The organism is Actinacidiphila paucisporea, assembly GCF_900142575.1.
GTDB classification, from domain to species: domain Bacteria; phylum Actinomycetota; class Actinomycetes; order Streptomycetales; family Streptomycetaceae; genus Actinacidiphila; species Actinacidiphila paucisporea.
Genome location: NZ_FRBI01000016.1, coordinates 116,853 through 143,245, shown reverse-complemented (window position 1 = coordinate 143,245; position 26,393 = coordinate 116,853). Strand labels below are relative to the sequence as shown.

Sequence of the window (26,393 nt, the reverse complement as noted above, 5' to 3'; positions counted from 1 at the left end):
GTAGCCACTTCTTGGTAGGGTACTTACCGCGCCGATAGCATTGAGGTGAGCCGTGTGACCGCTGTCGAGAACGTGACCGGGCCCATATCGTCGTTCGATCCGTACGAACGCGGCTGCCCGTCGCGGGACCTGCTCGACCAGATCGGCAGCAAGTGGGCCGTCCTCGTGCTGGGCGAACTCGGCCGGAACGGGATGTCCCGGTTCGGCCGGCTCCGGCAGGCGCTGGCGGGCGTGAGCGAGAAGATGCTCGCCCAGACGCTGCGTACCCTCGAACGCGACGGGCTGGTCAGCCGGACCGTCCACGCAGAGGTGCCGCCGCACGTGGAGTACGAGCTGACTGCGCTCGGCCAGACCCTGCGCGAACCTCTGAAGGCGCTTACTCAGTGGTCCGTGCTGCACATCGAAGAGGTCATCACCGCCCGCCAGGAGTACGACGACCGCGGTGAGCGCAGCCGGTAGTCGGTTGCGGGCGGCGGTCCGGTCACAAACGATCGCCTCCCCGAAGGGCGCGACAGTCGGGCACTCACTCGAGCATCTCGGCGACATCGCGAGTTCCATGCCAGCAGCGACCCGGGCACGGAGGACGGACCTGCTGTGGAGTCGCCGGCCTCTCTCCCGCATGGGTGATCAGTGGCATCATCCCGACACCTGGTCGGTGCATCCGACGCCAGTGGCGTCCCCGTCCTTCGCCGGCGTGCCTGCCGCACGCGCCGAGAGGGCGGCCGGAGTTTTGGGTCGCCCTCTTCCCCGGCCGCGCCCTGGTCGGCGCTGTCGAGGACGGCCTGTCCGGCTTCACCGTCACCGCCGGCGCGCGCCTGCTCGAAGTCCTCTACCTCGTCATCGCGCCATCCTCGGCGTCCTTGCCGTACTGCCCGCTGGAGTACGGCTCGGCGCCTCCTTCGCCCCCGAGGGCGGCCTGGCACCCCACCTCGACTCACCCTTCGAGATCCCTACCGCCGCCACGTTGGCCGCCTGCCTCGCCATCATGGTGCGCACCCCCCCGCCATCCTGCTGGGCCCCGCACTCGGCGGGGCAGCCGCGTTTTCGAGGCGTGCGGTGACTTTGGCAAACCCCGAATGAAGAAGGACCACGTGATTGGACCGGTCGCCTTCCTGAAGCAGAGTCTCTTCCGACAGGAAGAGCCGGTGGCTGCCCAGCTTCAGGAGGTCGGTGCGAGCTGCACTATGCAGGCCCCCGAGGAAGCTTCCGACGGGCCATACGGCAGGGACCGGAGTCGCTCGTCCGAGTGCGTCGAGCCACTCCTTGGCGTCGTCCTCGGTCGAGTGGGATTGGGAGAGCGAGGTACGCCGTTTGGTGTGGGGGTCTTTCCATCGCACACGGGCCCTGTAGGGGAGCGCCCGGCCGGGGCGCTGCTCGATATCGGGAACAGGTGCACCGCGAGGGGGAGTTGATGGCGGTAGGGCACTCAGACCGCCCTTCGCCGGGCACCGGGCACGGTGCGCCGTTCGTCCAGCCACGCCTGGAGGTCGGTGGCGTCGTAGAGGACGACGCGCTCGGACAGGCGGATGAACGGCGGCCCCTGAGAGGGCCGTTCGGCGCGCCAGCGCCGCACGGAGGAGGGGTCGACGCGCAGCAGCCGGGCCACCTCCTCGGTGGTCGGGCCATGAAGGGCAGCAGGCAGGTCGGCAGGCGGGGCACTGCCCGGGTGCTCGCGGTATGTGCCGTTCTGGCAGGCCCCGCTCCCGCCGCTGCCGCGGGGGGAGCGGCTCGCTGCACCGTCACCGTCTGCCGCGGCCGCTGCTGCGGTACCGCCAAGGTGCCGGGCCTCGACCACGCCGCGCAGCTCGCTGACCTGCGTGCCCAGTTGGCCCAGGTCGCCACCGTGCGACCGTCAAGTGCCTGGACACTTGCGAGCACGCCGTCGTCGTCCAACCCTCCGCCGAGGGCCGCCGGGCCGGCGGACGCCCCGTCCGGCTCGGCCTGGTCAACGACCCCGACGCCACGGGCGACATCGCCGCCTGGATCCAGGCAGGAGGCCCCGGACTGGCCGCCCCGCCCGACATCCTCGATCTGTAAGCCTTCAGTCCCTCGCGGCGCGTCCGCCAGGTATTCGACGACTGACAGGCCAAGCTGAAGTCTTGCGGTGCCCGGCAAGCCCCGACGGGGGCCGGCGCAGTGTCAATGCCGTGCGCCATTCGGTGGGAATTCATCCGAAGCGGCTTGTGACCCGACCTGCTGTCTCCTAGGTTCACCTGGAGCGTCTACAGCAATGTAGACGTGAGCGGCTCGGCGTGACCGCGTATGTGTGGCACCTCCGCCTCGTCCACTTCAGCCTCTGAGGACCACTTCCGTGTCTGATCTGTCCTACCTCCAAGCTGTCACCATCGGCGCCCTTCAGGGGGTGACCGAATTGTTCCCGGTCTCCAGCCTGGGTCACTCCGTGCTCGTGCCGGCCTGGATCGGCGGCTCCTGGCAGCACCTGGTCACCGAGAACGCCTCCGGCGACTCGGGATCGTCCCCGTACCTGGCCTCATCGTCGCGCTGCACGTGGCCACCGCCCTGGCCCTGCTGGCCTACTTCCGCAAGGACTGGGTGGCGATCGTCAAGGCGCTGTTCACGACGCTGCGCACCCGTACGGTGACGACGTCCACCGAACGCCTCGCCTGGCTGCTGGTCGTGGGCACCATTCCCGTCGGCATCACCGGTCTGGCGTTGGAGCACACCTTCCGCACCCTGTTCGCCAAGCCGGAGGCCGCCGCGCTCTTCCTGACCGTCAACGGCGTGATCCTCTACACCGGCGAGCGCCTGCGCCGCGGCTCCGTGGCCCGCGCCGCCGCTCTCACACCCGAGCTGAGCGCCGGGCCCGGCGCGGCCACCGAGGACGACATCCGCGCGCACGCCTCGCGACGCCGCCTGGACGACCTCAACTACCGTGAGGCCGGGATCATCGGCCTGTTCCAGACCCTGGCGCTGCTGGCGGGGATCAGCCGGTCGGGCATCACCATGGTGGGCGGCCTGCTGCGCGGACTCGACCACGAGGACGCGGCCAAGTTCTCGTTCCTGCTGGCCACCCCGGTGATCTTCGCGGCCGGCCTCCTCAAGCTGCCGAGCCTGGCCGGCTCGGCCGGCGACCACATCCACGGCCAGGTCGCCGTCGGCTTCCTCACCGCGGGCGTGTGCGCGTACGCGGCCGTGCGGTTCCTGTCCCGCTGGTTCACCACCCGCACGCTGACGCCGTTCGCGATCTACTGCCTGGTGGCGGGTGTCGGCAGCATGATCTGGTTCGCCTGACGTGGCGGGCGGTGCGCTGGACACCGCAGCCTCGATCGCTTCGCCGGCCCTCCGTGCCGACAGCCCATGGAGCCGGTAGTGCTGTCACGGGGGCTGAAATCGGTCGAACAGGAGGCGGACGGCCGCACCTGAACTGGGCGGTAGTGGGCGCCCCGACGCAGCGCCTGCGCGCTTGCCCTGGTTGTGGAAGACCGCGTCACGACGGCGCGGTCCTGGCGTTCGCTGCACTGATGGTTGCCTGCTGCGCGAGCCTGGCCATCACGGCGCACGATACGGAGCGGCTGTTCGAGGCCGCGATGCATGCCCAAAACGCCGCTACGCAGCTACCCACGCGCTGAGGACCGAGCCCCCGGATGGTCCCAGTCTCTGGGGCCTGCGCCTGGGCTGGGCGCTGATCAACGTTCGCGGCAGGCAGCGCCTGAAGTTCGCGCGCCCCCCTTTCGACGGGCAGCCTTCGTTCCTGCCGCAGCCTGCCTACCCCGGCCGATGCAGCGCCCGTCAGGCGAATTCGAGGAGGAGCAACACGGGATCTCGCCGAGGTCCGCCGGTGAGCGCAAACGCCGATTCGCCCTGGTGGGAATCGGCGTTCGGGATGCCGTGAGGGCCGGGCACCCGGCTCGGGGGAGGCCGGGCACCCGGAGGGGGAAAGGTGCGGTCAGCCGGCGGTCTGGATGACGGCGGCCGGTTCCGCGGCGGGTTCGGCCCCCGACACAGTGGCCGGCTCTGCGGTCAGCACGGGCCGCAGCGCGCCGCTGCTGAGGGACGCCACGAGCGGGGTGGCCCAGCGGCGCAGCGCCAGGCTGGTGAGGTAGGCGACGGGCAGGGCGAGGACGGCGGATGCCAGGACGTCGTGCGGGTACGGCACCTACCGGCGCGAGCTGCGGCAAGGTCTCAACCTGCTCGGTGAGGCCCTGTGGCAGCTGCAACTGTACGGCCGCCCCTGACCAGGCCGCGTCGCTCGCCACTGCCGGCGTGGACAGGCATGGACAGACGTGGACAGTGCCGGGCCCGGAACGGTCTGGGAAGTGGACAGTCGTCGCGGCCAGACTCTGAGCCATGGAAGACACGAGCCCACCAGGGACCGGACAAGGCGGCCGGCCCACCAGAGCAGCAGGCGCAACCCCTGATCCGCGCCCATGACCCTCGCCAACGCGCTCCTGATATGCCACGTCACCGCCGCCGTTGTCCTGTTCGCCAGCCTGATCGCCGACTGGATCGGCGTGATCGCGCTGCGGTCGGCCTGGACCACCGGCCAGGTCCGCGAACCGCTCAAGGCTATCCAGGTCTCGGCGGGATTCGGCCCCATCGCGCGGATCACCGTCCTGGCCACCGGGCTGTGGCTGGCCGTCATCGCCTGGGCCTGGCAAGGCTGGATCATCGCGGGCCTGGCCGGCTGGACCGTGCTCGTCCTGCTCGGTGAACCCCTCACCGGCAAGGACATGCGGGCCATGGTCGCGGCGGTGGGAGCCGCCGAGGACGGCGCGCTGCCGCCGGAAGTCCTGGACCGGGTCCACGAACCCCGGCTGTGGTCCTCGGTCCTGACCCGGACCGGCGTCGTCACCGGCGTTGTCGCCTGCATGATCGGCAAACCCGGGCTGGTCGTCGGCCTGGGCGTCCTGCTCGGGGATACCTGCTCGGGCTCGCCGCGGCGAAAGTGACGCCCCAGCCCGCGCGGTCCTGATCGGCCCGCCCCCCGCGACCGAGGCCGACACCCGCGACCGGCTTCCCCGGCCCCGTAGCAGTGCGAGTCCGCCACCGCCCGAACGCACCGATTGCTACTCCTGAAAGGCCGACACCATGCTGCTCGTATTTCGCGTCACCGCCGTCGTCCACACCTTGGCTTTCTTCATGCAGCCCGTTCTGGCCGGCATGTTCCTGTCGGGGCAGGATTCCGCGATAGCCATGCACCGGGCGAACGCCACGATCGTGACCACCATCTGCCTGGCCCTGACCGTTCTGGCCTTCCTGGCCTGGCGCCGACAGCTGATCCGGCGGCGGCTCCTCGCGATGCTCGCGGCCATCCTGCTTCTGGAGTACGTCGAGATGTCGCTGGGCGGCAGCCACATTCTGCTGGTGCACATCCCGCTCGGGGTGGGGCTGTTCGCAACCGTCGTGGCCACGCTTCCCATGGTCATGAAGGCCGCTCCGGTCGCCCCACAGCTTTCACTGACCCGGGAGAGGGCCTTCGCCGAGGAGACCGTCTCGTGAGCGTCTCCCGCAGATCGGTGCTGAAGCTGGTCGGCGGCGCCGGCCTGGCCCTGGCGGCTGCTCCGAGCCTCACCGGATGCTCCGCGACCTCGGAGCTGAACCCGGGCGAACTGGTCAGCAGAGCCAGGCTCCCGATCCCGTTCACGGTGCCCCTGCCAGTCCCCACGCCGCTGGCGCCGGTCGCCACCAGTGCCGCGGGGGACCGGTACACGATGGCGGTCAAGACCGCCGAAGTAGAGATCCTGCCCGGCTACCGCACCCAGATCTGGGGGTACGAGGGCATCCCCGCATTGACTCCGCATATACGTGCTCGTACGTTCTCGAAGGAGAGAACCAAGCCTCTGCGATAAGTTCGCGCCAAGAAGGGAACTCATGTTAAGGCTCAAGCGTGCAGCCGTCCTGGTGGCCGCGATGGCGACCGCCGCCCTGGTGCTGCTGGGCGCCGCCGGCCCGGCGAGCGCCGCGGGCAGCTCGGCCGCCGCCCGGAACGTCAGTCAGAGCACTGCCACGCACCAGTCGGCCAAGCCGCCTGCCGGAAACCAGATCGTCGTAGTGAACAGCTTCGAGGCGTGGGCCACCCAGAAAGCCTCCGTCGCCGTGACCACCAGCCGGAGCGTGACGGGCTCCGGCTTCTACGTCCGGATCTACGACTACACGATCGGCGCGTACATCGGCACCTGCGACACCGGCACGATCTGCACCGCGTACGAGACCTCGCCCGTAGCCGCCAGCCACGGCGTGGACGCGTTCATCGCTGACAACTCGACCAGCTTCCCGCCGGGCCACATCCAGTCCGAGTGGGACAACTCCGCCCTGGTCTGGAAGGGGACATACCTTGACTTGGAAGCGTCCGCCACCACCGCGGCGCCCGGCGCGACGGTCACCCTGACCTCGACCGCCGGAACGGACATCAGCTCCTCGCCGTTCTCCAACGAGATCTTCGACACCACCACCGGCGCCCTGCTCGCCTCGTGCAAGACCGGCACGACGTGCTCGGTGACGGTCACCGAAGCACAGGCGACCACGCACGCGTTCACCGCCTACTTCGGTGACAACGGCACCACCGCCCCACCCGCCGCGCTACAGGCCACGTCGCAGACCACGTACGTCACGTGGACCCACTCCGGATGGACGGTGAGCCTGTCCGCCGCGGGCGGCGTGTGGGTCGGCTCAACGTTCACCGCGACGGCGACCGCGAGCGCTGACGTCGGCACGGCGCATTACTACATCGAGATCTTCAATGAGAACGGGACCCTGCTCGCCTCCTGCGCCAGCGGAACCACCTGCTCGGCGAGCGTCGCCAACGCAGGCTACTTCACCGACCTCGTAGCGTTCGTCACCCCGAATTCCACAACGCTCCCGCCGAGCGGCCTGGTGGCGGCGTCCAACGCCACCGAGACGCTCGGGTACGTTCCCTTCGCCATCTAGCTGTACTTAGCTCGACTCTGTCGATGATCTTGATGGCCGAGGCTAACTGCCCAGGGTTCGCCAGGACTTTGACCGGGGGATCTCGTTCTGGTCCAGGAAGGTCTGGAAGGCAGTCGGTGGTCTCGGTGTAGAGGCGTCCTCGGTCGCTGGCTGACCGCTGAGTCGTTCGATGTTCACGGTGATGGCCGTGAGGACGTGTTGCAGGTGGGCTTTCGGTTGTCCTCGGTAGCGGCAGTGGCGCATGCCGTGTCCGTGGGCGAACTCGTTGATGGTGCCCTCGACTCCGGAGCGGACCGCGTAGCGGGTCTTCCAGTCGGGTGTCTGCTATTCGGCCCGGACGCGAAGCAGGTGCCCGGCAGTGCGCGTAAGCCAGAGGCGGTCGGCTGGCGCGTAGCGCCCTGTTTTCGAGCCCCTCCAGGGCGCCCGCCGACCGGGCGTCCGACCCCCGTTCGGCTCGCGTTCGGCTCCCGGTAACATGTTCGAACTTACGGGGATTGCCCTCTTCGGCCAGCCTTCGCCGGGGAAAGTGTGCCATCCGGCACGAAGAGTGCTCTGCGTGGCCGATACTCGACAAATCAACCAAAATTGATACCTAAGACATCGCGGGCGTATTCGCCAACAGGCAGCACGACAACGTTCACCGCGTGGCCACGGTCACCAGCGGTGCTATGGGGCGCGGCAGGCGCGGCGATCCTCGGATTCCTCGTCTCGCTGGAGATCGCCGCGCGCCACTACGGTCTGCCCGGACCGGTCACCAACCAGGCACGCGAGGTGGTGTTCGCCCCCACCTCGGGGCCGCTGCTGTACGCCGGACTGGCGCTGATGACGGTGGTGCTCACCTGGCGGCAGCGGTTCATCGCGGTCGGCGCGGCGATCGGCATCGACATCGTCTTCTGCCTGGTGCGGTGGGCGGTAGGCGGCGGGATGCACTTCGGCAACGGCGCCCTGTGGGTGATCCTGGGCTGTGCGGTCATCGCCCTCACGCGCCGCACCGGCCAGGAGCGCGCCCTGTTGCTGAAGGGTGTCGGTCTCGGCCTGCTGCTGGTGACCGGCCACAAGACCGGCGACACCTGGTTGCTCATCACGTCGAAGACCCGTCCGATGGTGCTCGACCAATACGTGGCGACCGCCGATCACGCGCTGGGCAATCCGTCGTGGCTGGTGGGCCGAGTCGTCGCGGCCACCGGTCCGGTGGGTACCCATGTCCTGCACGGCGTCTACGGCCAGCTCCCGCTGGCAGCGGCCATCGTCGCGCTGTACCAGCTGCGCAACGTGGCAGTGGAGCGCCGCTTCCCGGGCCACCATCTGGTGCGTACGTTCCTGGTCATCGGCCTGCTCGGGCCGGCCGTCTACATGATCTTCCCGGTGGTCGGCCCGGTCTTCGCCTTCGGCGCCGACGGCGGCCACTGGGCGGTGGCCAACCTGTGGCCGGACACGCCGACACCGATCAGGCCTCCGCACCGGATGGCGTTCGACGGGATCACCCCGCGCAACTGCATGCCCAGCCTGCACACGGCATGGGCGACCACGATCTTCATCCACTCGCGCAAGGGTCCGCGAGTCCTGCGGGCCGCCGGCGCGTTCTGGCTGGTCGCCACGCTCGGGGCGACGCTCGGATTCGGTTACCACTACGGCGCGGACCTCGTCGCCGGCGTGGTGTTCGCACTCACCGTCGAGGCGGCGATGCGCGCGCTCGACCGCGGTTGGGACCGGTCGGCGTCGCGGCTGATCGCCGGCGGTGCGACGGTCTTCGTCGCGCTGCTGGTGTCCTACCGCTACCTGCCGGTGGAGATGGCCAGGCATCCGTGGGTCTTCGGACCGCTTCTCGTCCTGGTGCCGGCCTCGGTGGTCCTCCACTACGTGCGGACCACGGGGCGCTGGGATCGGGGGCCCGTGGCGGAGCTCCGGCTGGAACCGCGACCGGCGCAACCGCGGTCCGAACTGGTCTGAGCACCCGCGCCGACCTGCAGCGGACCACGGCCGTCATGGTCGAGCCGGCGGCAGGGGAGGGCGCCGTCACGGTCGGGCCGACGGCGCGGTCTTCATGTACGGCCCGGTCGTGCTGGGCCGGGTCGCCTGAGGCGCCGCCGCAGGCGATCCAGCCCGCGCGGGGGCGAGCCCTGTCCCACATCGGCGAACGAGGATCTCGGCGACGGGCTCGACGGTCTGCCAATGCTTGAGGTATTCGGTGGCCGCGTACGGGTTCGTGTTGCGGTTCTTGACCAGGCGGGTGCGTTCCAGCACGGCGTCGCTGTCCGGGAGCAGGGTCCGCAGCCGCAGCGTGGCGACGATGAAGTCGTCGCGGTCGGCGATGTTCACCCAGCGCTTGAGGTGGCCCGGCGAGCGCAGTGGCTGCGGGCGTAGCCGCCCGCGGATGATCGAGCGCAGGCCGAGCGGCGAGCCGAAGGTGACCAGCAGCGGCAATGGGTGTTCGAGCCGGTGCAGGGCCTCGTAGGCGACGACGGTACCCAGCGAGTGGGCGAGCACCACCTTGGTGTCCGGGGTCAGCCGGGATAGCACGGCCGCGATCGCGCCTTCGCGAACGGTCTCGTCGTCCAGGTACGCCGCGATACCCGGGCGCCGATAAAGCCACTGTGGAGGAAGAGCGCAAGGCGTTGGTGATCGCTTCCCACTGGGATGCCCGAGAGGAGCGGCCGGGGAGTCGGCTGGAGATGCTGGAACCCTGCGCGGTGGAGCTGACGAAGCTCCTGCTCGACCCGTTGCGCGGTGACTGCGAACCGGCTCTCGGTGAAGGCTTGCTGCTCAACCCGCTGGAGGCGAATGAGGTGGCCTCGGTCCTGGGCGAGGCGTTCGAAGAAGCGTCGGCCGCCGGAGCGCCCCTGGTGCTGGGCTTCCTCGGGCACGGACACGTCGTACGCGAAGGCGAGTTCCTCTTCCCGGTCCGCTCCACTCCCGAGACGCCCGGCCCCGGGACGGCCTTCGACCTCCTCTCAGGGCTGGGCGAGCTGATGCGGCGCCACGGCGGGGTCCGTGAGCTGACGGTCGTCGTCGACGCGTGCCTGTCGGGATATGCGGCCCTCTTCGCGGCACAGCAGTGGTTCGGACCCGCCATGCAGACCGGCCGGCGGATCGAGCTGCTGACGTCCTCGGACGGCCGTGTCTCCTACGGGCTGCAATTCTCTGGGGCCTTGAACGGGCTCATCCGCCAGGGGGACGTCCGACTCGGACAGATATTGCGCACCCGGCCGGTGCGGCAGGCGGTGGAGGCCCGCCTGACGCGGCAGGTGCCGCAGGCCACCTCGTACGACGGCGGCGGGGGCGCTCCGCAGGACCCTTACGACACCTGGCTCGCCCACAACGTGGCCTACGAGCGGGAGTTGAGCGTGCTGGCGGGGTCGGTCGACGAGAGTGTGCTCATCCCGCCGCTGCGCTACTTCCAGCCGCCCGCGGAGATGAGGGAGTTCGTCGAGGCGGTCCGCCGGAACCGGACGGTCGCCGTGCTCGGCACTATGGGCAGTGGGAAGACCACGCTCGCCTGCGCACTGTGCCGCCGGGAGCTGCTCCGCCGGAGGAGGCCGACCGTACCCCGGCCGTCTGCGGGGTCATCCGCCTCGACACCACCCGCTGGACCGCCGGCTCGGTGTGGCCGCTGTTGTCCGACCAGATGAAGGAGGGCGTGGTGGCCGGCTATGAGGCCCTGTGCCGTGCGCTTGAGACCATGGCACCCTTGGACCAGCATGCGCCTGACGACGTCCTGCACGCCTACGCCGAACAGGCGGAGCCGGAACACCTGTGGCAGGCGGCCGGCCGCGACCCGTCGCTGTACGACCGGCTCCTGGACTGTCTGGAACGGCGCCCGGCGGCCGAGGCGGCGGTCAACCGGGCCCGGTGGGCGGCCTGGGCGGACCGGCTGACGCAGCGCCCCGGTGCCGAATCGCCGGTGACGTTGCGTGCCCGCGAGCGGGCCGCCTACTGGACGGGCAAGGCCGGGGCCTACGGCCGTAGCCGCGAGCTGTACCGCGATCTCCTGGAGGACCAGCGCCGCGTGCTCGCGCCGACGGACCAGGCAGTGCTGGAGAGCCGCCATTACATCGCGTACTGGCACGGCATGCTGGGCCGGTACGCCACGGCGTTGGCACTGCACGAGGAACTGCTGCGGGACCGGATCGCGGTGTTCGGCGAGGATCACGCGCAGGTGCTCTTCAGCCGGTTCAACATCTACAAGTTCCTCGGCGAGTGCGGGCGCCGGCAGGAAGCACTCGACGGCTTCCGCGCGCTGCTGCCGGACGTGCGGCGCATCCGGGGCGAGGACCACCCCAACACCCTGCTCGCGCGGCTGAACATCGCCCGCTACACCTGGGAACTGGGCGACCCGGCGGGCTCGTTGGCGCAGCACGGAGAACTGCTTGAGGACCAGCGCAAGGCACTCGGCGACACCCATCCCGCCGTGCTGATCACCCGTTTCAACATGGCCATGCTCAAGGCCGAGCTGGGTGACTCGACCGTCGCACTCGCCGAACTCGACATTCTGCTGGAGGAGCGGCTGGCCCGCTACGGCAACCCGCTACACCCAGAGGTGATCAGGACCGGGTTCAGGCGGGCCCAGGTCATCGCGCGACAGGGGGACGTAGAGAGGGCCGCGGCGCTGCTGCGCGAGGTCCGGGACGACCGCGCACAGGTCCTCGGCGAGGATCACCCCGACACGCTGGCCGCACAGGCGAAGCTGGACGAGCTGTCGGGCACGGACCTGTGAGTCGGACCGTGAGGTCGAGCCTGCGCGCCGCGAGGCCGGGTGGCGGGGGGTCGGTTGCTCGGCCGACCGCGACCGCGACCGCGACGGCCGGCGCCCCCACGCCTTGTGCCGTGCCACCTCGCCCCGCGCACCGCCGAGCGGACCCGCCCGCCACCGCAGGGGACGGCCGGATCGCCGAGCGGCGGGCCGTTCAGCGTCCCGGAGTCGCATGGCGCGCGCCGCCCGGTTCACCCGTAGGAGGGATCAGTTCGGAACATCGGCCGTCATGGGCGCGGGTATGAATCTGGCATGAAAACCTCTGCCGACTCGTCCGACGACCCCGGCAGGCTCCGGGCCACCTGAGAGGCTTTCCGGACTCCTGCTCACCCCTTCCCGAAGATCTTGCAGGAACGTGATTTCACCCGCCGCCGGCCGGCCCTCCCTCGGCCGGCCCTCCCTCGGCCGGCCCTCCCTCGGTCGGCCCTGCCACGGCAGCACGGGCCCTGCCGGGCCGCGTCGGCCGGTTAGCCCATGTGGTTACAGAGCGTGGTCACCGCGACCAGCCTCATGGACGGGAGGCGGCCGAGAGCTGAACGTCAGTCATGTGAAGGACAACGACCCGCACAGGCCGGCTCGCGAGGAGACCGATTCGCCCGGGCCGACTGGCTCCGAAGCGGTCAGTCGTTGGGCCGTCGGCACCGGGGTGGTGCCCGAGCGCGACCGCCATCTGCAGGAGAAGTACCTCGAGCAGTACGTCTGCAGGGACGGCCAGTCGTCGGAACTGCCCTGGAGCGTGCCGCCGGACGAGTGCTCCATCTGGGAGCGGTCTCGCGACGACCCGGCCACGCAGCGGCTCGCGGAGGAATACCTTGAGATGCAGCTGGCCGACGCGCGAGGGTTCACGCAGGGTCTGGTGGATCTGGCCGGGGACGCGACCTTCCGTCAGGCCGCCGAGGATCCCCGGTACCGGCCGCAGCAGGTGGTCGGCCATGTGCGGAACCCGGACGGCGGGCCCGCACAGCGAGTCCAGGTGACCCTGGGCCGCGCTATGTCCGGGGCGGTCCCTCCGGTGGCGTACACCTCGGACGACGGCTCCTTCGTCCTGCGCATCCCGCAGGCCTGGCGCGCCTCGACGGACCTTCCGCACCTGCCGCTGCTCATCACCGGCGCCAAGGGTGACCAGACGCTCCACGTGGACTGGAAGGCCGTCCTCGCCAGCGGCCTGCTTCCGCCCCTCACGCTCTCGAAGGTCGTGGAGCCGCTGCCGCTCGGTCTGTTCGGACAGCTTCAGCAACTGGTCGCCGACGAGGGGACGGCGCCGGCCGGGACGGCCGCCGACGCCACGATGCCGGTGGTGCAACTGGGTGAGGACGCCTGCGAACTGGTCTTCCGCACCGACTCGTCGCAGGACCGCTTTCCCTTCCCCGTCTTCTTCCGGCTCACCGATCCTGCGCTGAGCAAGCCGACCCTCATGTACGCCCTGGGCGACAACGAGCTCTACGGCGGGCAGGCACTCGCGCCGGTGTACAGCACCGTCAACCCGCTCGATGCGCTGGCCGGCACGGCGAAGGAACTGCACATCAGGCGACGCACCCCGCTCGACCGGCCGATCTCGGTGGAGGCGTTCCGGGACAACCTCGCCCAGAACTCCCCGTGGTGGGACCAGATGCCGCTGGCCTCCTCGCTGTCCATCGGCTACGTCGTCCAGATGGCCCAGCGGTGGACGCCGCGCGGGCTCGCGCTGGGCGATCTGGTGTACTCGCTTCCGCTCGCGCCGGGGGAACAGCAGCGGATCGCGGTGGTCGAGCGGACCGCGAACTCCTCGGTGATCGAGAGCGAGACGCTCGACAGCACCGAGCAGATGAGCTACAGCCAGCAGGACGACACGAGCGCGGCCGCCACGTTCACCTCCGCCTACCAGGAAGCCGCGCAGGGCGGGAGCGCGTACTCCACCGAGGCCAGCTCCTTCTCCATCGCCGCGGCGGCCGGTGGCGGCGCGTTCTTCCCCTTCGGGGCCGCGGGCGGCGGTGTCTCCACCAGTTACGGCACGGCTTCCAATTCGGGCCAGACGAACACCTGGCTGTCGGGCAGCCGAGACAGCACCTCGGTCGCGGCCCAGCAGACCCATGCCGCGACCCATCGGCAGGCCGCCGCCAGGCGGCGGACCGCCCGCAGCGGGATGCGGATGGCCACTGCCAGCGAGCGCGGCCAGGTCGTCACCAAGGTGATCGCGAACCACAACAAGACGCGCGCCCTGACGGTGCAGTACTGGGAAGTGCTGCGCATGTTCGACGTCCAGACCGCCGTCGAGGGAGTGACGCTGGTCTGCCTGGTGCCCCTCGACGTCGTACGTTTCCTGCCGTACGGCCAACCGCGGGAGCTGGAGGCGGCTCCGACCGACCGGGCGGAGGTCCTGGCCCGCTACGGAAGGCTGCTGAAGCACAGCGAGGTTCTCGGCACGGTCCTGCCGGTCAGGAACCGGCGCGGGCTCGCTCTGCTCACGGAGTTCGCCGCCGACCCGAACGCGACGGTGCAGAGCAGCTCCGACCCGGCGCAGGACATCCTGCAGCTGAGCGTGACGGGCACCTTCCTGCCGTTGGACGAGGTCTTCGTCACGGTGGTGTCGAAGCAGGGCCTGCGGGCCGGACCGGTCCCGCTGAACGCCGCAGGAGCCACGGTCCCCCCCATTCGCGGAGACGTGGACGGGGACCGCACGCAGGCGTTCAGCACGGAGCAGGAGCTCTTCGGCCATCTACGGGCACGACGGACCGGCAGTTCGGGCCTGATGCTCGGGGACGTGGTGCTGCCGTCGTCAATCCCGCGCCAGGACGTCGTCGGCTTCGAGATCACCCGCCGCTTCCGACCGCTGGACTACCACTTCCTTCCGCCAGCGGTGCGTGACCTCTCTGTCGCCCAGGAACTGTTCGGAGCCGGTACTGCGCTCCCCGACTTCATCACCGTCACAGCTCAGCAGCCGTCGAGGAGCGTGTCGTTCACTCCCGAACGGCTGGAGCAGGAACTGGGCGGCCCCCGGCTGAGCGCGTTCTCGGCCCAGATTCCCGCAACGCCCGGGACGGGCTCCGCGCCGGGGACACCCGAGCCGTCGGTCGTCTTCGCGAGTGCGTCCTGGGGCACCAATGTGGAACTGTCGCGCACGAAACTCCCGGTCTCTTCCCGGCTGATCTCCCCGCTGCTGGGGTACGGCGCCATCTTGGAGATCGAGAAGACCCTGCAGTGGACCGTCCGGCACACGATGGCCTGCACGGTGGCGGTGTACGCCTCGCTCACCCCGGAGGAACGGGCGGTGATGCTCGAGCGGTACGAGATCCCCGTCCCGCCGGACGAGGACGGCAACCCCCAGGACGCCGTGCCGCTGCTGTCCTGCGTGACGAACAACGTGCTCGGCTACTACGGGAACTCCATGGTGCTGCCCTTCCAGATCCCGGTGGCGGTCACACGGGCGACCACGGTCGTCGAGCACGGCGAGGTCGTCACGAAGGGGCTGACCACGGGCGACGTCCAGAGCGCGCTGACGCGGTTCCACACGGACGGGTTCGACCCGCCGCGCTCGACGATCGCCCTGCCGACGAAGGGGGTGCTGGGCGAGGCGGTGCTCGGCCACTGCCCGTCGGCGGAGAAGATCGATCTCACCAGGTTCTGGCACTGGCAGGATTCGCCGGGCGACGAAGCGACGGCGATCGGCAACGTGACGATGCCTTCGGGAGCCATGGCAGTGGCGCCGGAGGCTGCGGCCGGTACGGCTCTGACAGGGACCACCGCCGCAGCCGGTCCGGTGATCAACAACATCGCCACGCCGATGCCAGACTCGGACAAGATCCCCGCCGGCCTCGCCACGGCGCTGATCACGGCGGCCGCCGGGCAGAAGCTCGACACCAGTGTCCTCACCAACGCCGCGAACCTCGAAAAGTTGACGGAGAAGACCCAGGACACCGCCGAGGGCGCCCGCAAGGACGCCCTGGCCTCCGCGACGAGTCTGGCGGGCAAGGCGATCGACGGCATGGTGGCCCTGAAGAAGGCCAAGGACCAGGCAGACGCGCAGAAGAAGGCGCCGGCGGACCCTGCCAAGACGACGACTCCGCTGGCAAAGAAGTCCGGCGGCGGCGGTGCGCCGCCCCACCCGTAACCCGCAGCCCCCACTGCGAAAGGCGACACGATGACAGACCCCACGCCTGGCGGAGGGGCCGGCGACGCGTCCGACGACGGCGTCCTCAAGGCCCTCACCGACCTGATCCGCGGCTCGGCGACGCCCGACGTCCAAGCGGCGCAGGCCCTGTTGCTGCGCAGGCTGGCACTCGAAGGCGACGTCATCCCCTCCCGGCTGCCCGCGCCCAAGAACATCACGGAGATGGGCGGCTACCTCAACCTGCTGGCCACGCTGGGCATGACCGATATGCGCAGCGAGATGCTGAGCGCCGCCCTGGGGCTGGCGATTCCCCCTGCTCCCCAGCTGGAGCAGGACGTTCTACCGCCGCCCCTGCCCCTCGTACCCCTCGCCAACGACCTGCCGAGTGGGCCGGGCGCCGCGTCCGTGGCGCCGTCGATTCACCTGCGGTCGGATCTCGCCCCCGGTCTGTCCAAGGCGATGGGTACGATCCACAGCTGGTCGGGGCAGCTGCCGCTGTGGTCACCGCCCCCGGTACTGCCGCCTGCCCTGATGCAGCCGCCGGCCGGGGAAGAAATCGACTCGCTCCTTTTCGCCCTCGGCCGGGCCGTACGGATCGCGCCCGCCGCCGCTCTTGCCGACCCGGCCACCGACCCGGTGGTGTTGGCCCGACGCAAGGGCGACCCGCCCGGCTACGGTCCTGCCCTCGCCGTGCACGCAGGAACCAAGGGAGCCGTCAAGACGGGTTGGCAAGCGGTGCACTGGGACGCGGCCACCGCCACCTACTCCAAGAAGGCCCTGGCCGGGCGCCCGCTGCTGCCGTTGCACACCGCGCTGGAGGGATCCGGGTTCACCCCGCGGTGGATCCCTGCGCTCCCGTCCGGGCCGACGGATCTGGCCTGGGCGGAGCTGGGCAACGTCACCGGCCTGCTGGCCGGCGTGTCGCGGTTCGGCACCGAACTCGCGCTCGCCCACGCACCGGGGGCGATCAGGGCGAGTGCGCTGGCGTCGATGGTCGACCGGTTGTGGGACGGCGAGCGCTTCGCCTCCTAGGGGAAGAACGGGAAGAGGACAGCGTTGATGATGTCCTGGCACACTGCGCAGAAGGGCTGCTGGAGCGACCTCATCTTGCAGCTGTACTCGCCGCGGTAGACGTCGCAGTGGTAGTTGTCGGCGCCCGCGAACGCGCCGACGGTCCCGGCGGGTACCGGTGACGGGGTGCTGTTGCTCACGTCGCAGTCGCCGTTCTCCTGCGTCGGCATCGGCGTCGAGCTATCGACGAGCCCGTTCCACTTGATGGCGGGGTAGGTGCCCTCGAGGGTGACATTGCCCTCGGCGGGCTCCGGGGCGGGGTGGTGGGGCTGCGCGTCGGTGGTGTCGTCGTACTCGTCGGCCAGGCCGAAGGCACTGTGGCCCAGTTCGTGCATGGCGACGTTGAACGCGGCGGGGTGGAGGGAAGCGACCGCAACTCCCACCGAGCCGGAGTCTCCCCCGGAACCGCCGTAGACACGGGTGTTGACCAGGACGAGAACAGCGTGGGTGTTGATGACCCTGTCGAAAGCGGTCTGCACGGCGAGGTCGTCGTCCACGGTCAGCAGGTCGCGACGTGAGGGCTGACCGCAGAAACTCGCGTCCAGATAGGTGTTGACAGCAGCACCGGTGCCGCCGCTGCACGCGGTCGGATCGTCCGCGCCCTCCTCGTTGGAGGCGATGTCGACGCGGTGGACGTTGATCGCACTGGACAGACCATCGAACGGAGGGGTACTGGTCAGGGCGTTGACGATCTCGAGCGCGTGCAGGTGGAAGTTCGCCATCTGTGAGTCCAGGTAGCCTTCGGCGAGGACGACCAGGTTCCAACGGTCCCCGTCGGGCCCGTTGTCGAGGATCTTGGCGTAGCCCGTCACTGTTCCCTCGTTGACTCCCATTGCTACCTCCGAAGGTCGAACCGGGAGACCTCGGTGGCCGCTTCGGCCGTGCGCCGGGGCTCTGTGGGGCTGCTGTGCAGGACGAGGTAGCACGCGCCCGGATGGCTCGGCACGGTGAGCCAGAAGGTGCCCGCTTCGGCGGCCCTCGCTACCCGGGTCGGTGCTCCGGTCTCGGGGTGGAACGCCTCGGCGTGCTCTCGGAGCGGGCTGCGGACCACCTTCCGGTAGAGCACCTGGTTGTCGGCGTCGCGCAACTCGTACCAGAATCCGGAGTGCTCTCCTTCACCGAGTTCGTCGGACGGTGGGAGGGTCATCCCGACCTCTTCCTCGGAGACCAGTCGTATGTCTCCGCCCTCGTACGCGACGCGGAAGCGGACTGCTTGGTTCGCCACGACTCCTCCTCCTGGCCGCCTGCTGGATATGCCGGCGTCCCGTGTATCCCCATCACCATGCTCCGCCTCTCCGGCCGTGCCTGCCATCGGAGGCGAGCGGCGCCCCTCGCGTCGCTTCGTTGCCGGCTCGCTCTCGCGGACATACGAGGTCGCTGCGGAGAAGTCGACTTCTGATCGTAGGCGTTGGAGGAGGTGTTCGATGCGTTGGTTGGTGATGGATTGTCGGTCGTAGAGGCATTTGGCACGGTGAGTGGGGAGGACTTCCACGCTGTTGCCGCCTGGCTGGGCGACTTCGGCGGGGTCGGTGCCCGCCTCCGGCCCCGGAGGCGCCCGGCTGCACTCACCGCCACGAGGCCGCTGACCAGGACGTACGGAGAACTCTCACTGGAGTAACTAGATCTAGGGGTAGAGGAAGAGCGCTCCCTGGCGATCGTCGCTCTCCAGGTTCCGGTGTGTGGTGTTGCCGTTGATGGAGGGGAACATCACGGCGGAGGGGTCGCTGGAGTGGCCCAGGCCGATGAGATGCCCCGCCTCGTGCAGGGCGACGCTCTCCACGTCGTAGGCCCCCGGTTGTGCTCCGATGCACCAGGTGGCCTCGCCGTTGTCGAAGTGGAGGGGCTGGGGGAGGCCCGGGTTGAGGACCTCGCAGTCGGGGGGCAGGTCGGCGTGGGCGATGGCGCTGCCGGTCATGTCGAGGTCCGGGTCGACCGTGGGCCGCCAGCCGACCATGATGTCCGGGCTGTCGGTCGGCTTGATCTCCGCGAAGCTCATCGGCGTGAGGAACGCCTCCCAGGTCGCGAAGGCGTTCCGGACGGCCTGGAACTCACCGTCCCCGGAGATGTCCGAGGTGCCCTGGTCGAAGGCGTAGGTGAGTGACGGGTACTCCGCCCAGGGACCGGTCCAGGCGCAGGCGGCCGAGAAGCCCAGCCCGCGCTGGAGGTCGGGGAGTCCGCACCGGCCGGTGTCCATCTGCTCCCGGGTCGCTTCGTCGAATTCGCCGGTGATGGGCAGGGATTGCAGCCGCTGGTATTTCCGCAGCGCGACCGACACCCTTTCCGTGAGCGTGTCGTGCTCCCGTTCCGCGTACTCGAGGTAGCCGTACCGGTGAAGGAATGCGAGGACGCTGCCGAAGCCTTCGGAGGAATCCCCGGGCTTCGTCGTCTCGACAGTGGCGATTCTCGTGCGTACGTTTCCAGTCGTGCGGGACATGACCAGTACCTCTCGGGGAGATATATGCAGCCTCTGGGGTTGCTCCGGACGGGAATGCACGCAGCCGCCCGCGCACGGTGGTCTCGGCGGCACGCCGTGTCCACGGCCGCCGGCGTCACGGACCCGCGCCCTTCGATTTTCGCACGGCCGCCGGCCCCGCGCAGCCGGGCGCAGGAGGCCGTATTTTCGCGTCGAGCGGCCCTTTTCCACTGCCCGTCGTAGAGTGGAGCAGCGGGTCACGCCCTTCAGGGCGACCGCGTAATCGCCCGCAAGAAACGGGCAGTTCACCGAGGCCCGGCCTTTTCCCGGGCGCCCGCCGTCAAGGTCACCTGAACAGCCACAGATTCTCTTTTCCCGACGCGGCCGAAGGAGCTGTCGCACATGTGCGCCGCCGCACCCGCACCCGCACCCGTGCCCATGGACCACACGCCTGTGACCCTGCTGCGCCGGGAGGACATGGTCGTCCTGACGTTCCACTTCACGAACCTGTCGCGGACCGGCGGGCCCGACCCCCAGTCGCTCGTGGTCACCGACAGCGCCTTGCCGGCCTCCGTCTCGGTCGACTTCCCCCCGCAGACGCTCCTGGAGGAGGCGACCTCCTCCGCGAGCGACTCGGCGAGGGTCAAGGGCGGCTGGCTCTCCGGCGGCAGCCGGCTCGCCTTCCGGGTTCCCGCGGGGACGTCGGTGCCCTTCACCACGGACGGACTGCTGACCTGGGCCGGCCTGCCGCGCGACCCTGCCGGGACGGTCCTGGAGTGCGTGTGGGGCCTGCCGCTCGGGGTGCTGTCCGGCCCGGCGGCGTGGTCGAACCCGACGGAGCCGCTGACCGGGCCGTCGGGCGTGACCGGGCTGTGGCACACCCGGCTGGGCCTCCCGCCCGGCGGGTCCGTGACGACCGCCGGCAACAGGGTGCCGCTCGGGTCCGGCGGGAGTCCGCGGGTGAACCAGCCGTTCGCCTCGTCCCTGAACGCGGCGCAGCGCCAGGAGATCACCGGGGCGCTGGCGCGCAGGCCGCTGCTGGCCGGTCAGTTGCACCTGAGCGCGCTCGGGTCGAGCATCGACCTCGCCGGCGACTGGTCCGGGCTGCCCGGAGTCGGCGTCACCGGCTACCAGCACCACGCGGTGACCGGCCGGGACGTGGCCGTGCACGTCGTGGAACGCGGCTACCTGCTGCCGTTCGGTTTTCCCGTCCAGATCTCCACCCACACCGAGCGGCGACTGGACGTCGGCCTGTTCACGGTCAGCCGCCTGACGGTCCTGCTGCCCGCCCTCGACTACGCCGGCGCCCACGGACTCCCGCACCAGGGCCGGGCGTTCCCCTTCACGCGGGTGCAACTCCAGGGCAGGCTCGCCGCCGAGGTGGACGAAAGCGCCGAGCCGATTGGCACGTTCGGCTTCTGGGTGCACGCGGCAGAGCAGACCGAACGGCTCGTCTTCGACATCCTCTGCACCGACAGACGCGGCCACCCGCTGACCCTCCGCGCGCCCCTCGCCTACGTCCGGGGCGACCTCGGGGCACAGGCGTTGGCCGCGGCGCTCACCGCGTACGAGCAGAAGTCGGCGGGAATGACGCTGCCCGCGGCCGGGAACCTGGAGTTGGCGCCGGTGGACGGCGGCGCCGAGACCACCACCGTGGCGGTGGAGGGTCTGACCGTCGGCGCCGAGCCCGCGGTCGGCGACGGGACGCCGCTCGTCGAAGCGGGACGCCTCCCCGCGTACCCGCGGCTGCTCGGCGTTTCGTCGCGGCTGCCCCCGCTCCAGGCCTTCCGGTCCCGGAGCAGCGCCGCACCGGGTGCCGCGGCGCCGCCGCCCGCGCCCGACCCCGTCCGGCTCGTGCTCGACCAGACCTACGTCGGCTCCGGCCTGGCGGCCGCCGGCCAGGTGTACGCGGCGGTGCAGCAGCCACCGCCGCCGCTTCCGCCGGTGGGCTTCGCCCCGCCGGTGACCGACTCGGGCGGCGTGGCGGCGCTCAGCCAGCAGGTCTCCGGCCTGTCGGCAACGGCGGGGCTCGTCGGCGGCGCCCTGGACAAGGTCAAGGCCGGGCAGTTCGACCCGGTGAGCTACTTCCCGAAGGCGGGCGACCCGTCCGGCCTTCTCCCTCCGAAACTGCTGGGCTTCCTGAACCTTCCCGATCTCGTCGCGAGCACCTCGACCGGCGACGGCAAGACCGTTCCGCGCATCGTCACCGAGATCGTCCGCGACGCCGCCGACAAGCCGCCCAAGGCGGTGCTCACCACGATGGCGTGGAGCCCCAAGGTCAAGACGGGCACCTTCTTCGGCATCCTGACGACGACGGACGAGACCAGGGTCGACCTGCGCAACACCACACGGACCCCGCTCGACGGCACCCCTCCGCAGGTGGAGTGCCGCGGCGAACTCAGCGCCTTCTCCCTGTCGTTCGTCGGCGGCATCCTGACGGTGGACTTCACACGGCTGGCGTTCACCTCCAAGCCCGGCGCCACCCCGACGCTCGACGCCAAGGTCAAGAAGGTCGGCTTCGGCGGCGACCTGGAATTCCTGGACCGCCTGCGGGACTACCTCCCGACCCCGGCCAACGGCCCGCACTTCTCGGTGGACGCCACCGGCATTGAGGTCGGCTACAGCCTGGGCATCCCCGCGATCCCCGCGGGCGTGCTGCTGATGCAGAACCTCACGCTGTCGTCCTCGGTCACCCTGCCCTTCGACGGCAAACCGGTCCGCGCGCATTTCGCGCTGTCCTCGCGCGACCACCCGTTCACCGTGTCGGTCTCTCTGCTCGGCGGCAGGGGGTTCTTCGGGATCACCGTCGATTCGGGCGACATCGTCGAGCTGGAGGCCCAGGTCGAGTTCGGAGCGGCCGCCGCGCTGAACCTCGGGGTGGCCAGCGGATCGGTCTCCCTGACCGCCGGCATCTACGTCAAGTTCCAGGCGCAGGAGACCGCCCCCCACACGCTGCAAGCCCGGGTGAGCGGCTTCTTCCGGGCCGTCGGCGCGCTGGACGTGCTCGGCATCATCAGCATCTCCGTCGAGTTCTATCTCGCGCTCACCTACAACACGCAGACCAAGGTCGTCCACGGCACCGCCCTGGTGGTGGTGAGGGTCCGCGTCGCGTTCTTCTCCAAGTCGGTCTCGCTGGAGGTGGAGCGCGACTTCGGGAGCGGCGCTGACCCGGCCTTCGGCGACGCCTTCCCCGACCCGCTGCCCTGGCAGGCCCGTTGCGGCGCGTACGCAGCGATGGAGGACACATGAAGCAGACGATCGTCTGGACGCTGCTCCCCGACCCCCAGCAACCCCCCACCGCCGGCGGCACCGTGCAGCTGTCGCTCGTGCTCGGCCCGCGGCTGACCGTCGACGCGGCGGCACCATCCGGTGCGGCGCCGCCTCAGCTCTCGGACTTCCCGCAGGTCGCCGACCTGCCCGAGCTGGGTTACACCGTCTCCGTCCTGTTCCGGAAGCCGACCGGCGAGTCGGAGCCGCAGCACGCCACCTTCGTCGACGGCCCTCTCGACGTCCCGCTCTGGCAGGCGCTGTTCCCTCCCACCACCCCCGTCCACTCCTTCCGGTTCGACGCGAGCGTGGCGAACGACCCGATCGAGTCCTACCCGGCCCGCCCGCTGGCGCAGTCGCTGCGCGACCAGTACGGCACCCTCTTCGCGCCCGTCGACGCCGACGGTCACGGGCGCGGCCCCGTCGTGCCCGACGCCGGGCAGACGGCGGAGGTGGCCGAGCGGTGGGAGGCCGTGGACCGGCTCGTCGCCGCGGTCGACCCGGCCGGCGAACCTGGCTTCGCCGCCGGGATATCCGAGCAGCTGCGCCAGCAGGGCGTGCTGCCCGACGACCTCGCGGCGGACCCGGACGGCTGGGCTCGCCTGGCCGCCTTCCACACGGCGCCGCCGCCCGCGGCGGACGGCTCACTCGCCGGACTGCAGCCGCCGGAGCGGGACTTCCACGGCCTGGTAGCGGCACTGGCCGACCACCCCGGCCTGATGGCCCCCGTCGGCCTGCTGCGGCGGCTGACCGTTCCGCTGCCGGCCGACCTGCCCGACGGGCCGCTGACGATCCAGGCCCAGGTGGACCACGCCGCGTTCCTGGAGGTGTTCCAGCCGGTCACCTCCTGCTTCAAGAGGTCGGGGAAGCTCTTCCTCGCGCGCGCCGACGGCGTCTCGGACGCGCTGTACCTGCCGCTCGACGACACCTCGACGTTCACCCCGCACGACCTGGACGTCGACTCGGCCGGCCTCGCCCTCCAGTCGTACGCGGCGACGCTGCGCCGCCTGCCCCGCACCGATCCGCCGCCCGAACCGGTGCCCCCCGCCCTGCGCTCCGACGGGATCTTCGTGGCCCAGGCGGACCGTCAGGTCGCCTTCCGGCAGGCACTCAAGGCCGCGGACGGCTTCGACGGCGACCTCGTGGCGGGACGGCCAGGCGACACCACCGCCGTGACCGGGGACAACGTGCTCCAGGGCTATCGGGTGGACGTGTTCGACGTGGCCTCCCGCCACTGGTACCCACTGTGCCGCCGGGCCGGCACGTACACCGTGCGGGGCTACCCGGCCCAGGTCCCGATCGACGACGAGGCGGCGGTCGGCGAGGCGATCACCCGGCTCAAGGACGCTGCCGGCCACCCGGTCTCCCGGCTGCACCAGTCCGTCTTCCGCTGGAGCGGCTGGAGCCTGGCCGTCGCGCCACTGGACCGGACGCTGGGCACGGACGGCACGGTCCGGGACCCGGGCCCCGCCGTGGACTCGCGGCTGCCCTTCTCCTCCCAGGTCCGGGTGCCGGACGGGACCCTGCCTTCCCTGCGCTACGGCCGCTCGTACCGCTTCCGCGCCCGGCTGGTCGACCTGGCGGGGCGCAGCGCCCCCTTCACCGCGCAGCCCGACCCGGGCGACCACGCCACCGCGCCGCTGCGCTACACCCGCTACGAGCCGGTGCCGGCCGCCGTCCTGGTGGCCCGGCGGCCGGTCACGGAGGGGGAGTCCGTCGCCGTCCTCGTCGTCCGGACCGACAACGCGGACCCGTCCGCACCCGTCGCGCGCCCTCCGTGCGAGCGGCACCTGCTGCCGCCTAAGGCCGCCGTGCAGCAACTGGAGCGCCACGGCGTCCTGGACGCCGCCGGCCAGCACCGCACCGACGCCCAGGTGTACGCGCTGCTCAAGCAGTTCGACGGCGGAGTGCTGCCGGCCGGCACGCCGGACGAGCACGCCGGGGGAGCCCCGTACCTGGACATGGACCAGGTACAACGTCCGTGGCTCCCCGACCCGTTCGCACGCGGCCTGACGCTGCGCGGGCTGCCGGGCCAGCCCGACGTGGCCACGCCGTGGCCGCACGGCACCGCCTGGCACGAGCAGTTCCCGGCGCGGCTGGTCGTCGAGCCCGGCCCGATCGGGGCGCCCGCCCCGCCGCCGGCCGTCGACCTCGCCGCACGGGTCGTGCGCGTCGCGCTCGCACCCGGCGCCACCGGCACCGCCCTGCTCAGCAGCGTGCTGGCGGCCGGCGACGAGGAGGACATGGGGTTGTGGTGGGCGTGGCTGGAGTCCGCGAGTCCCACGCCGGCGCAGATCGCCGCGCACCGCGCCGACGCGCTCGCCGGCCGGATCGGAGAGCTGACGCCGCCGGTCGAACTCCGCATGGTCCACGCGGTGCGGTGCCCGGTGGTCTCGCCCGCCTTCGTCAAAGCAGCCGTCGTACGGGAGCCGGGCGCTACCGCGTACGTGCTGGGGGACCCGGCGCTGACGCTGCACGACCCCTCGACCCTGAGCGTGCACGCCGAGGCGCGGTGGCACGACGTGGTCGACGACACCGCGCAGCCGGACCCCGTGGAAACCGACGGCTACGCCGTGCTGCGGCAGAGCGAGCAGGACATCCGCCCGGAGCCGGTGCCCGGCACTCCTCCGGTCGTCACGGCCCCCTTCCAAGTCCGCCACGACGTGGGCGACACCCGCCACCACGTCGTGAGCTGCACCCCGATCGGCACCTCGCGCTTCGGCCCCTACTTCACCGAGCGCCGCACGGTGCGGCTGACCAGGACCGACATCGTCTGCGTCGCGCCCGCCTTCGTGCCCGGGACGGTCGTCGTCCGCGCCGTCGTCCCCAAGACGACGGGACAGGGCACCCCGGCCGAGCCGGCGGCGGCCTTCAGCATCGACGACGATGTCGTGGTCCTCCACGGCACGGGCCAGATCAGCCGCACGCAGGGGAGCGCGATCACCGACGGGCAGCAGGTGGAGGTGTCCTACGTCGAGCCCCCCGTCACGCGGGCGGGCCTGACGGCACGGCTGCACGTACCCGCGACCGTGTGCCCGCCCGCCCCGGCCGTCCACTCGGTGGTGCCCGCCTTCCGCTGGGAGGAGTCCACCGCGGCCGGGCAGGTCGTCAGCACCCGGCACGAGGGGGGTGCGCGGGTCTACCTGGAGCGGCCGTGGTACGCCTCGGGCGAGGGTGAGATGCTGGCCGTGATGGTCGCGGGGTCCGGCGCCGCGTCCCCCGACACGGCCACCACATGGGGGCGGGACCCCGTGCGCGACGTGGGGGCCGGGACCACGGCAAGGTTCCTGGCGCCGTCCGACCTGCACGCCGACACTGCCGTGCCGCTCCCGGCCGGGACCGCGATGGGGTACGCCGTCCAGTACGACCGGGATCGCCGTCTGTGGTACGCGGACGTGCAGTTCGCCGGCACGAAGCTGTACGAGCCCTTCGTGCGGCTCAAGATCGCGCGCCTCCAGCAGAACGCCCTGCTCACCCCGGACGACCTGCGGCTGTCACCCGTCGTGGACGCCGGCTTCGTCAAGATCCCCGCCTTCCGCCGGACTACGGTGACGCTCCAGCCCTCCCACATCGGCGTCGACGTGGCCGTCATCGGCCCCGCGCCGCCTCCGGGGGCGGGCGGCCTGCTGTCGACCGTCACGGCCGAAGTGCAGGTCCGCAACACCATCGCGGGCCCGGCGGGCGAGGCCTTCACCTGGCAGACGCTGGACAACCACCCGGCTGTCGAACTGGCCTGCGACGTGGCGGGCGTCATCGGCCGCTGGGAGTCTCCCGTGGTGTTGCCGGTGGCGCTCGGCGCCCGCCCGATGCGGGTGCTCGTTCGGGAGTACGAGCAACTGCCGGGCCCCGACGGGCTCCCGGCGCAGCGCATCACCTACCTTGACACGCTCCCCGTACCCAGCGCGGCATGACGCAAG

The 26,393-nt window shown here is 70.8% G+C and carries 19 protein-coding genes and 2 pseudogenes; 14 read left to right on the top strand and 7 right to left on the bottom strand.

Going from position 1 to position 26,393, the window contains the following annotated elements; genetic code table 11:
* Positions 1 to 54 precede the first annotated feature (54 nt).
* On the top strand, positions 55 to 459 hold the full coding sequence (locus BUE44_RS23035) for a winged helix-turn-helix transcriptional regulator (RefSeq protein WP_073500882.1): 405 nt from the start codon (positions 55 to 57) through the stop codon (positions 457 to 459).
* A 967-nt stretch (positions 460 to 1,426) separates the two neighbouring features.
* Here the strand turns inward: BUE44_RS23035 and BUE44_RS23030 are convergent.
* Positions 1,427 to 1,606 carry a helix-turn-helix transcriptional regulator gene (locus BUE44_RS23030; RefSeq protein WP_235002369.1) on the bottom strand — a complete coding sequence of 60 codons (180 nt, stop codon included), beginning with the start codon at positions 1,604 to 1,606 and terminating at the stop codon, positions 1,427 to 1,429.
* Positions 1,607 to 1,687: 81 nt separating this feature from the next.
* On the opposite strand from BUE44_RS23030, the pseudogene BUE44_RS38715 reads away from it, so the two are divergent.
* Together BUE44_RS38715 and BUE44_RS23020 are read left to right on the top strand one after the other, a co-directional pair.
* A pseudogene (locus BUE44_RS38715) lies at positions 1,688 to 2,037 on the top strand ((2Fe-2S) ferredoxin domain-containing protein).
* 471 nt (positions 2,038 to 2,508) lie between these two features.
* Positions 2,509 to 3,252 carry an undecaprenyl-diphosphate phosphatase gene (locus BUE44_RS23020; protein WP_265737170.1) on the top strand — a complete coding sequence of 248 codons (744 nt, stop codon included), beginning with the start codon at positions 2,509 to 2,511 and terminating at the stop codon, positions 3,250 to 3,252.
* A 655-nt stretch (positions 3,253 to 3,907) separates the two neighbouring features.
* On the opposite strand, the gene BUE44_RS23015 is transcribed toward BUE44_RS23020, so the two are convergent.
* Complete coding sequence (locus BUE44_RS23015) at positions 3,908 to 4,117, bottom strand: hypothetical protein (protein ID WP_073500881.1); 210 nt, start codon at positions 4,115 to 4,117, stop codon at positions 3,908 to 3,910.
* Between the two features lie 271 nt (positions 4,118 to 4,388).
* Between BUE44_RS23015 and BUE44_RS23010 the strand changes: the two genes are divergently transcribed.
* From BUE44_RS23010 to BUE44_RS22995, 4 genes are all read left to right on the top strand, one after another.
* Positions 4,389 to 4,910 carry a DUF2269 family protein gene (locus BUE44_RS23010; protein ID WP_073500880.1) on the top strand — a complete coding sequence of 174 codons (522 nt, stop codon included), beginning with the start codon at positions 4,389 to 4,391 and terminating at the stop codon, positions 4,908 to 4,910.
* 139 nt (positions 4,911 to 5,049) lie between these two features.
* Positions 5,050 to 5,460, top strand: coding sequence for a hypothetical protein (locus BUE44_RS23005; RefSeq protein WP_073500879.1), 411 nt, complete (start codon positions 5,050 to 5,052; stop codon positions 5,458 to 5,460).
* Positions 5,457 to 5,810, top strand: a complete 354-nt coding sequence (locus tag BUE44_RS23000; RefSeq protein WP_073500878.1) for a hypothetical protein — start codon at positions 5,457 to 5,459, stop codon at positions 5,808 to 5,810. Before BUE44_RS23005 ends, BUE44_RS23000 begins: the two co-directional genes overlap by 4 nt.
* A 22-nt stretch (positions 5,811 to 5,832) precedes the next feature.
* Complete coding sequence (locus tag BUE44_RS22995) at positions 5,833 to 6,888, top strand: DUF7467 domain-containing protein (protein ID WP_143172557.1); 1,056 nt, start codon at positions 5,833 to 5,835, stop codon at positions 6,886 to 6,888.
* A gap of 42 nt (positions 6,889 to 6,930) precedes the next feature.
* On the opposite strand, the pseudogene BUE44_RS22990 reads toward BUE44_RS22995, so the two are convergent.
* Positions 6,931 to 7,200, bottom strand: a pseudogene (locus BUE44_RS22990) (transposase); the annotation flags it as partial.
* A gap of 351 nt (positions 7,201 to 7,551) precedes the next feature.
* Here BUE44_RS22990 and BUE44_RS22985 point away from each other — a divergent pair.
* The gene (locus tag BUE44_RS22985; protein WP_079189988.1) at positions 7,552 to 8,838 is read left to right on the top strand and encodes a phosphatase PAP2 family protein; all 1,287 of its coding nucleotides are present in this window, start codon (positions 7,552 to 7,554) and stop codon (positions 8,836 to 8,838) included.
* A 66-nt stretch (positions 8,839 to 8,904) separates the two neighbouring features.
* Here the strand turns inward: BUE44_RS22985 and BUE44_RS22980 are convergent, their stop codons facing one another.
* Positions 8,905 to 9,408, bottom strand: a complete 504-nt coding sequence (locus BUE44_RS22980) for a hypothetical protein (RefSeq protein WP_073500875.1) — start codon at positions 9,406 to 9,408, stop codon at positions 8,905 to 8,907.
* A 152-nt stretch (positions 9,409 to 9,560) separates the two neighbouring features.
* Between BUE44_RS22980 and BUE44_RS37130 the strand changes: the two genes are divergently transcribed.
* The 4 genes from BUE44_RS37130 to BUE44_RS22965 all read left to right on the top strand — a co-directional run bounded on the left by BUE44_RS37130 (position 9,561) and on the right by BUE44_RS22965 (position 16,757).
* Positions 9,561 to 10,517 carry a hypothetical protein gene (locus BUE44_RS37130; RefSeq protein WP_143172556.1) on the top strand — a complete coding sequence of 319 codons (957 nt, stop codon included), beginning with the start codon at positions 9,561 to 9,563 and terminating at the stop codon, positions 10,515 to 10,517.
* Positions 10,518 to 10,576: 59 nt separating this feature from the next.
* On the top strand, positions 10,577 to 11,602 hold the full coding sequence (locus tag BUE44_RS22975) for a tetratricopeptide repeat-containing protein (RefSeq protein WP_143172555.1): 1,026 nt from the start codon (positions 10,577 to 10,579) through the stop codon (positions 11,600 to 11,602).
* Between the two features lie 583 nt (positions 11,603 to 12,185).
* Positions 12,186 to 15,725 carry a hypothetical protein gene (locus BUE44_RS22970; protein ID WP_073500873.1) on the top strand — a complete coding sequence of 1,180 codons (3,540 nt, stop codon included), beginning with the start codon at positions 12,186 to 12,188 and terminating at the stop codon, positions 15,723 to 15,725.
* Between the two features lie 30 nt (positions 15,726 to 15,755).
* Positions 15,756 to 16,757 (top strand): hypothetical protein, encoded by a 1,002-nt coding sequence (locus BUE44_RS22965; protein ID WP_073500872.1) that lies wholly within the window; start codon positions 15,756 to 15,758, stop codon positions 16,755 to 16,757.
* Here BUE44_RS22965 and BUE44_RS22960 read toward each other — a convergent pair.
* The 3 genes from BUE44_RS22960 to BUE44_RS22950 form a co-directional block, all read right to left on the bottom strand.
* Positions 16,754 to 17,629, bottom strand: coding sequence for a M64 family metallopeptidase (locus BUE44_RS22960; protein WP_079189987.1), 876 nt, complete (start codon positions 17,627 to 17,629; stop codon positions 16,754 to 16,756). The two genes, BUE44_RS22965 and BUE44_RS22960, sit on opposite strands and share 4 nt — an antisense overlap.
* A gap of 2 nt (positions 17,630 to 17,631) precedes the next feature.
* On the bottom strand, positions 17,632 to 18,021 hold the full coding sequence (locus tag BUE44_RS37125; RefSeq protein ID WP_143172554.1) for a thioredoxin domain-containing protein: 390 nt from the start codon (positions 18,019 to 18,021) through the stop codon (positions 17,632 to 17,634).
* A 399-nt stretch (positions 18,022 to 18,420) separates the two neighbouring features.
* A complete protein-coding gene (locus BUE44_RS22950) occupies positions 18,421 to 19,230 on the bottom strand; it encodes a matrixin family metalloprotease (RefSeq protein ID WP_073500869.1) in 810 nt (269 codons plus the stop codon).
* A gap of 381 nt (positions 19,231 to 19,611) precedes the next feature.
* Between BUE44_RS22950 and BUE44_RS38710 the strand changes: the two genes are divergently transcribed.
* Both BUE44_RS38710 and BUE44_RS22940 read left to right on the top strand, forming a co-directional pair.
* Positions 19,612 to 22,458, top strand: coding sequence for a hypothetical protein (locus BUE44_RS38710; RefSeq protein ID WP_235002368.1), 2,847 nt, complete (start codon positions 19,612 to 19,614; stop codon positions 22,456 to 22,458).
* Positions 22,455 to 26,387, top strand: coding sequence for a hypothetical protein (locus BUE44_RS22940; protein WP_073500868.1), 3,933 nt, complete (start codon positions 22,455 to 22,457; stop codon positions 26,385 to 26,387). Before BUE44_RS38710 ends, BUE44_RS22940 begins: the two co-directional genes overlap by 4 nt.
* The last annotated feature ends 6 nt before the right edge of the window (positions 26,388 to 26,393 follow it).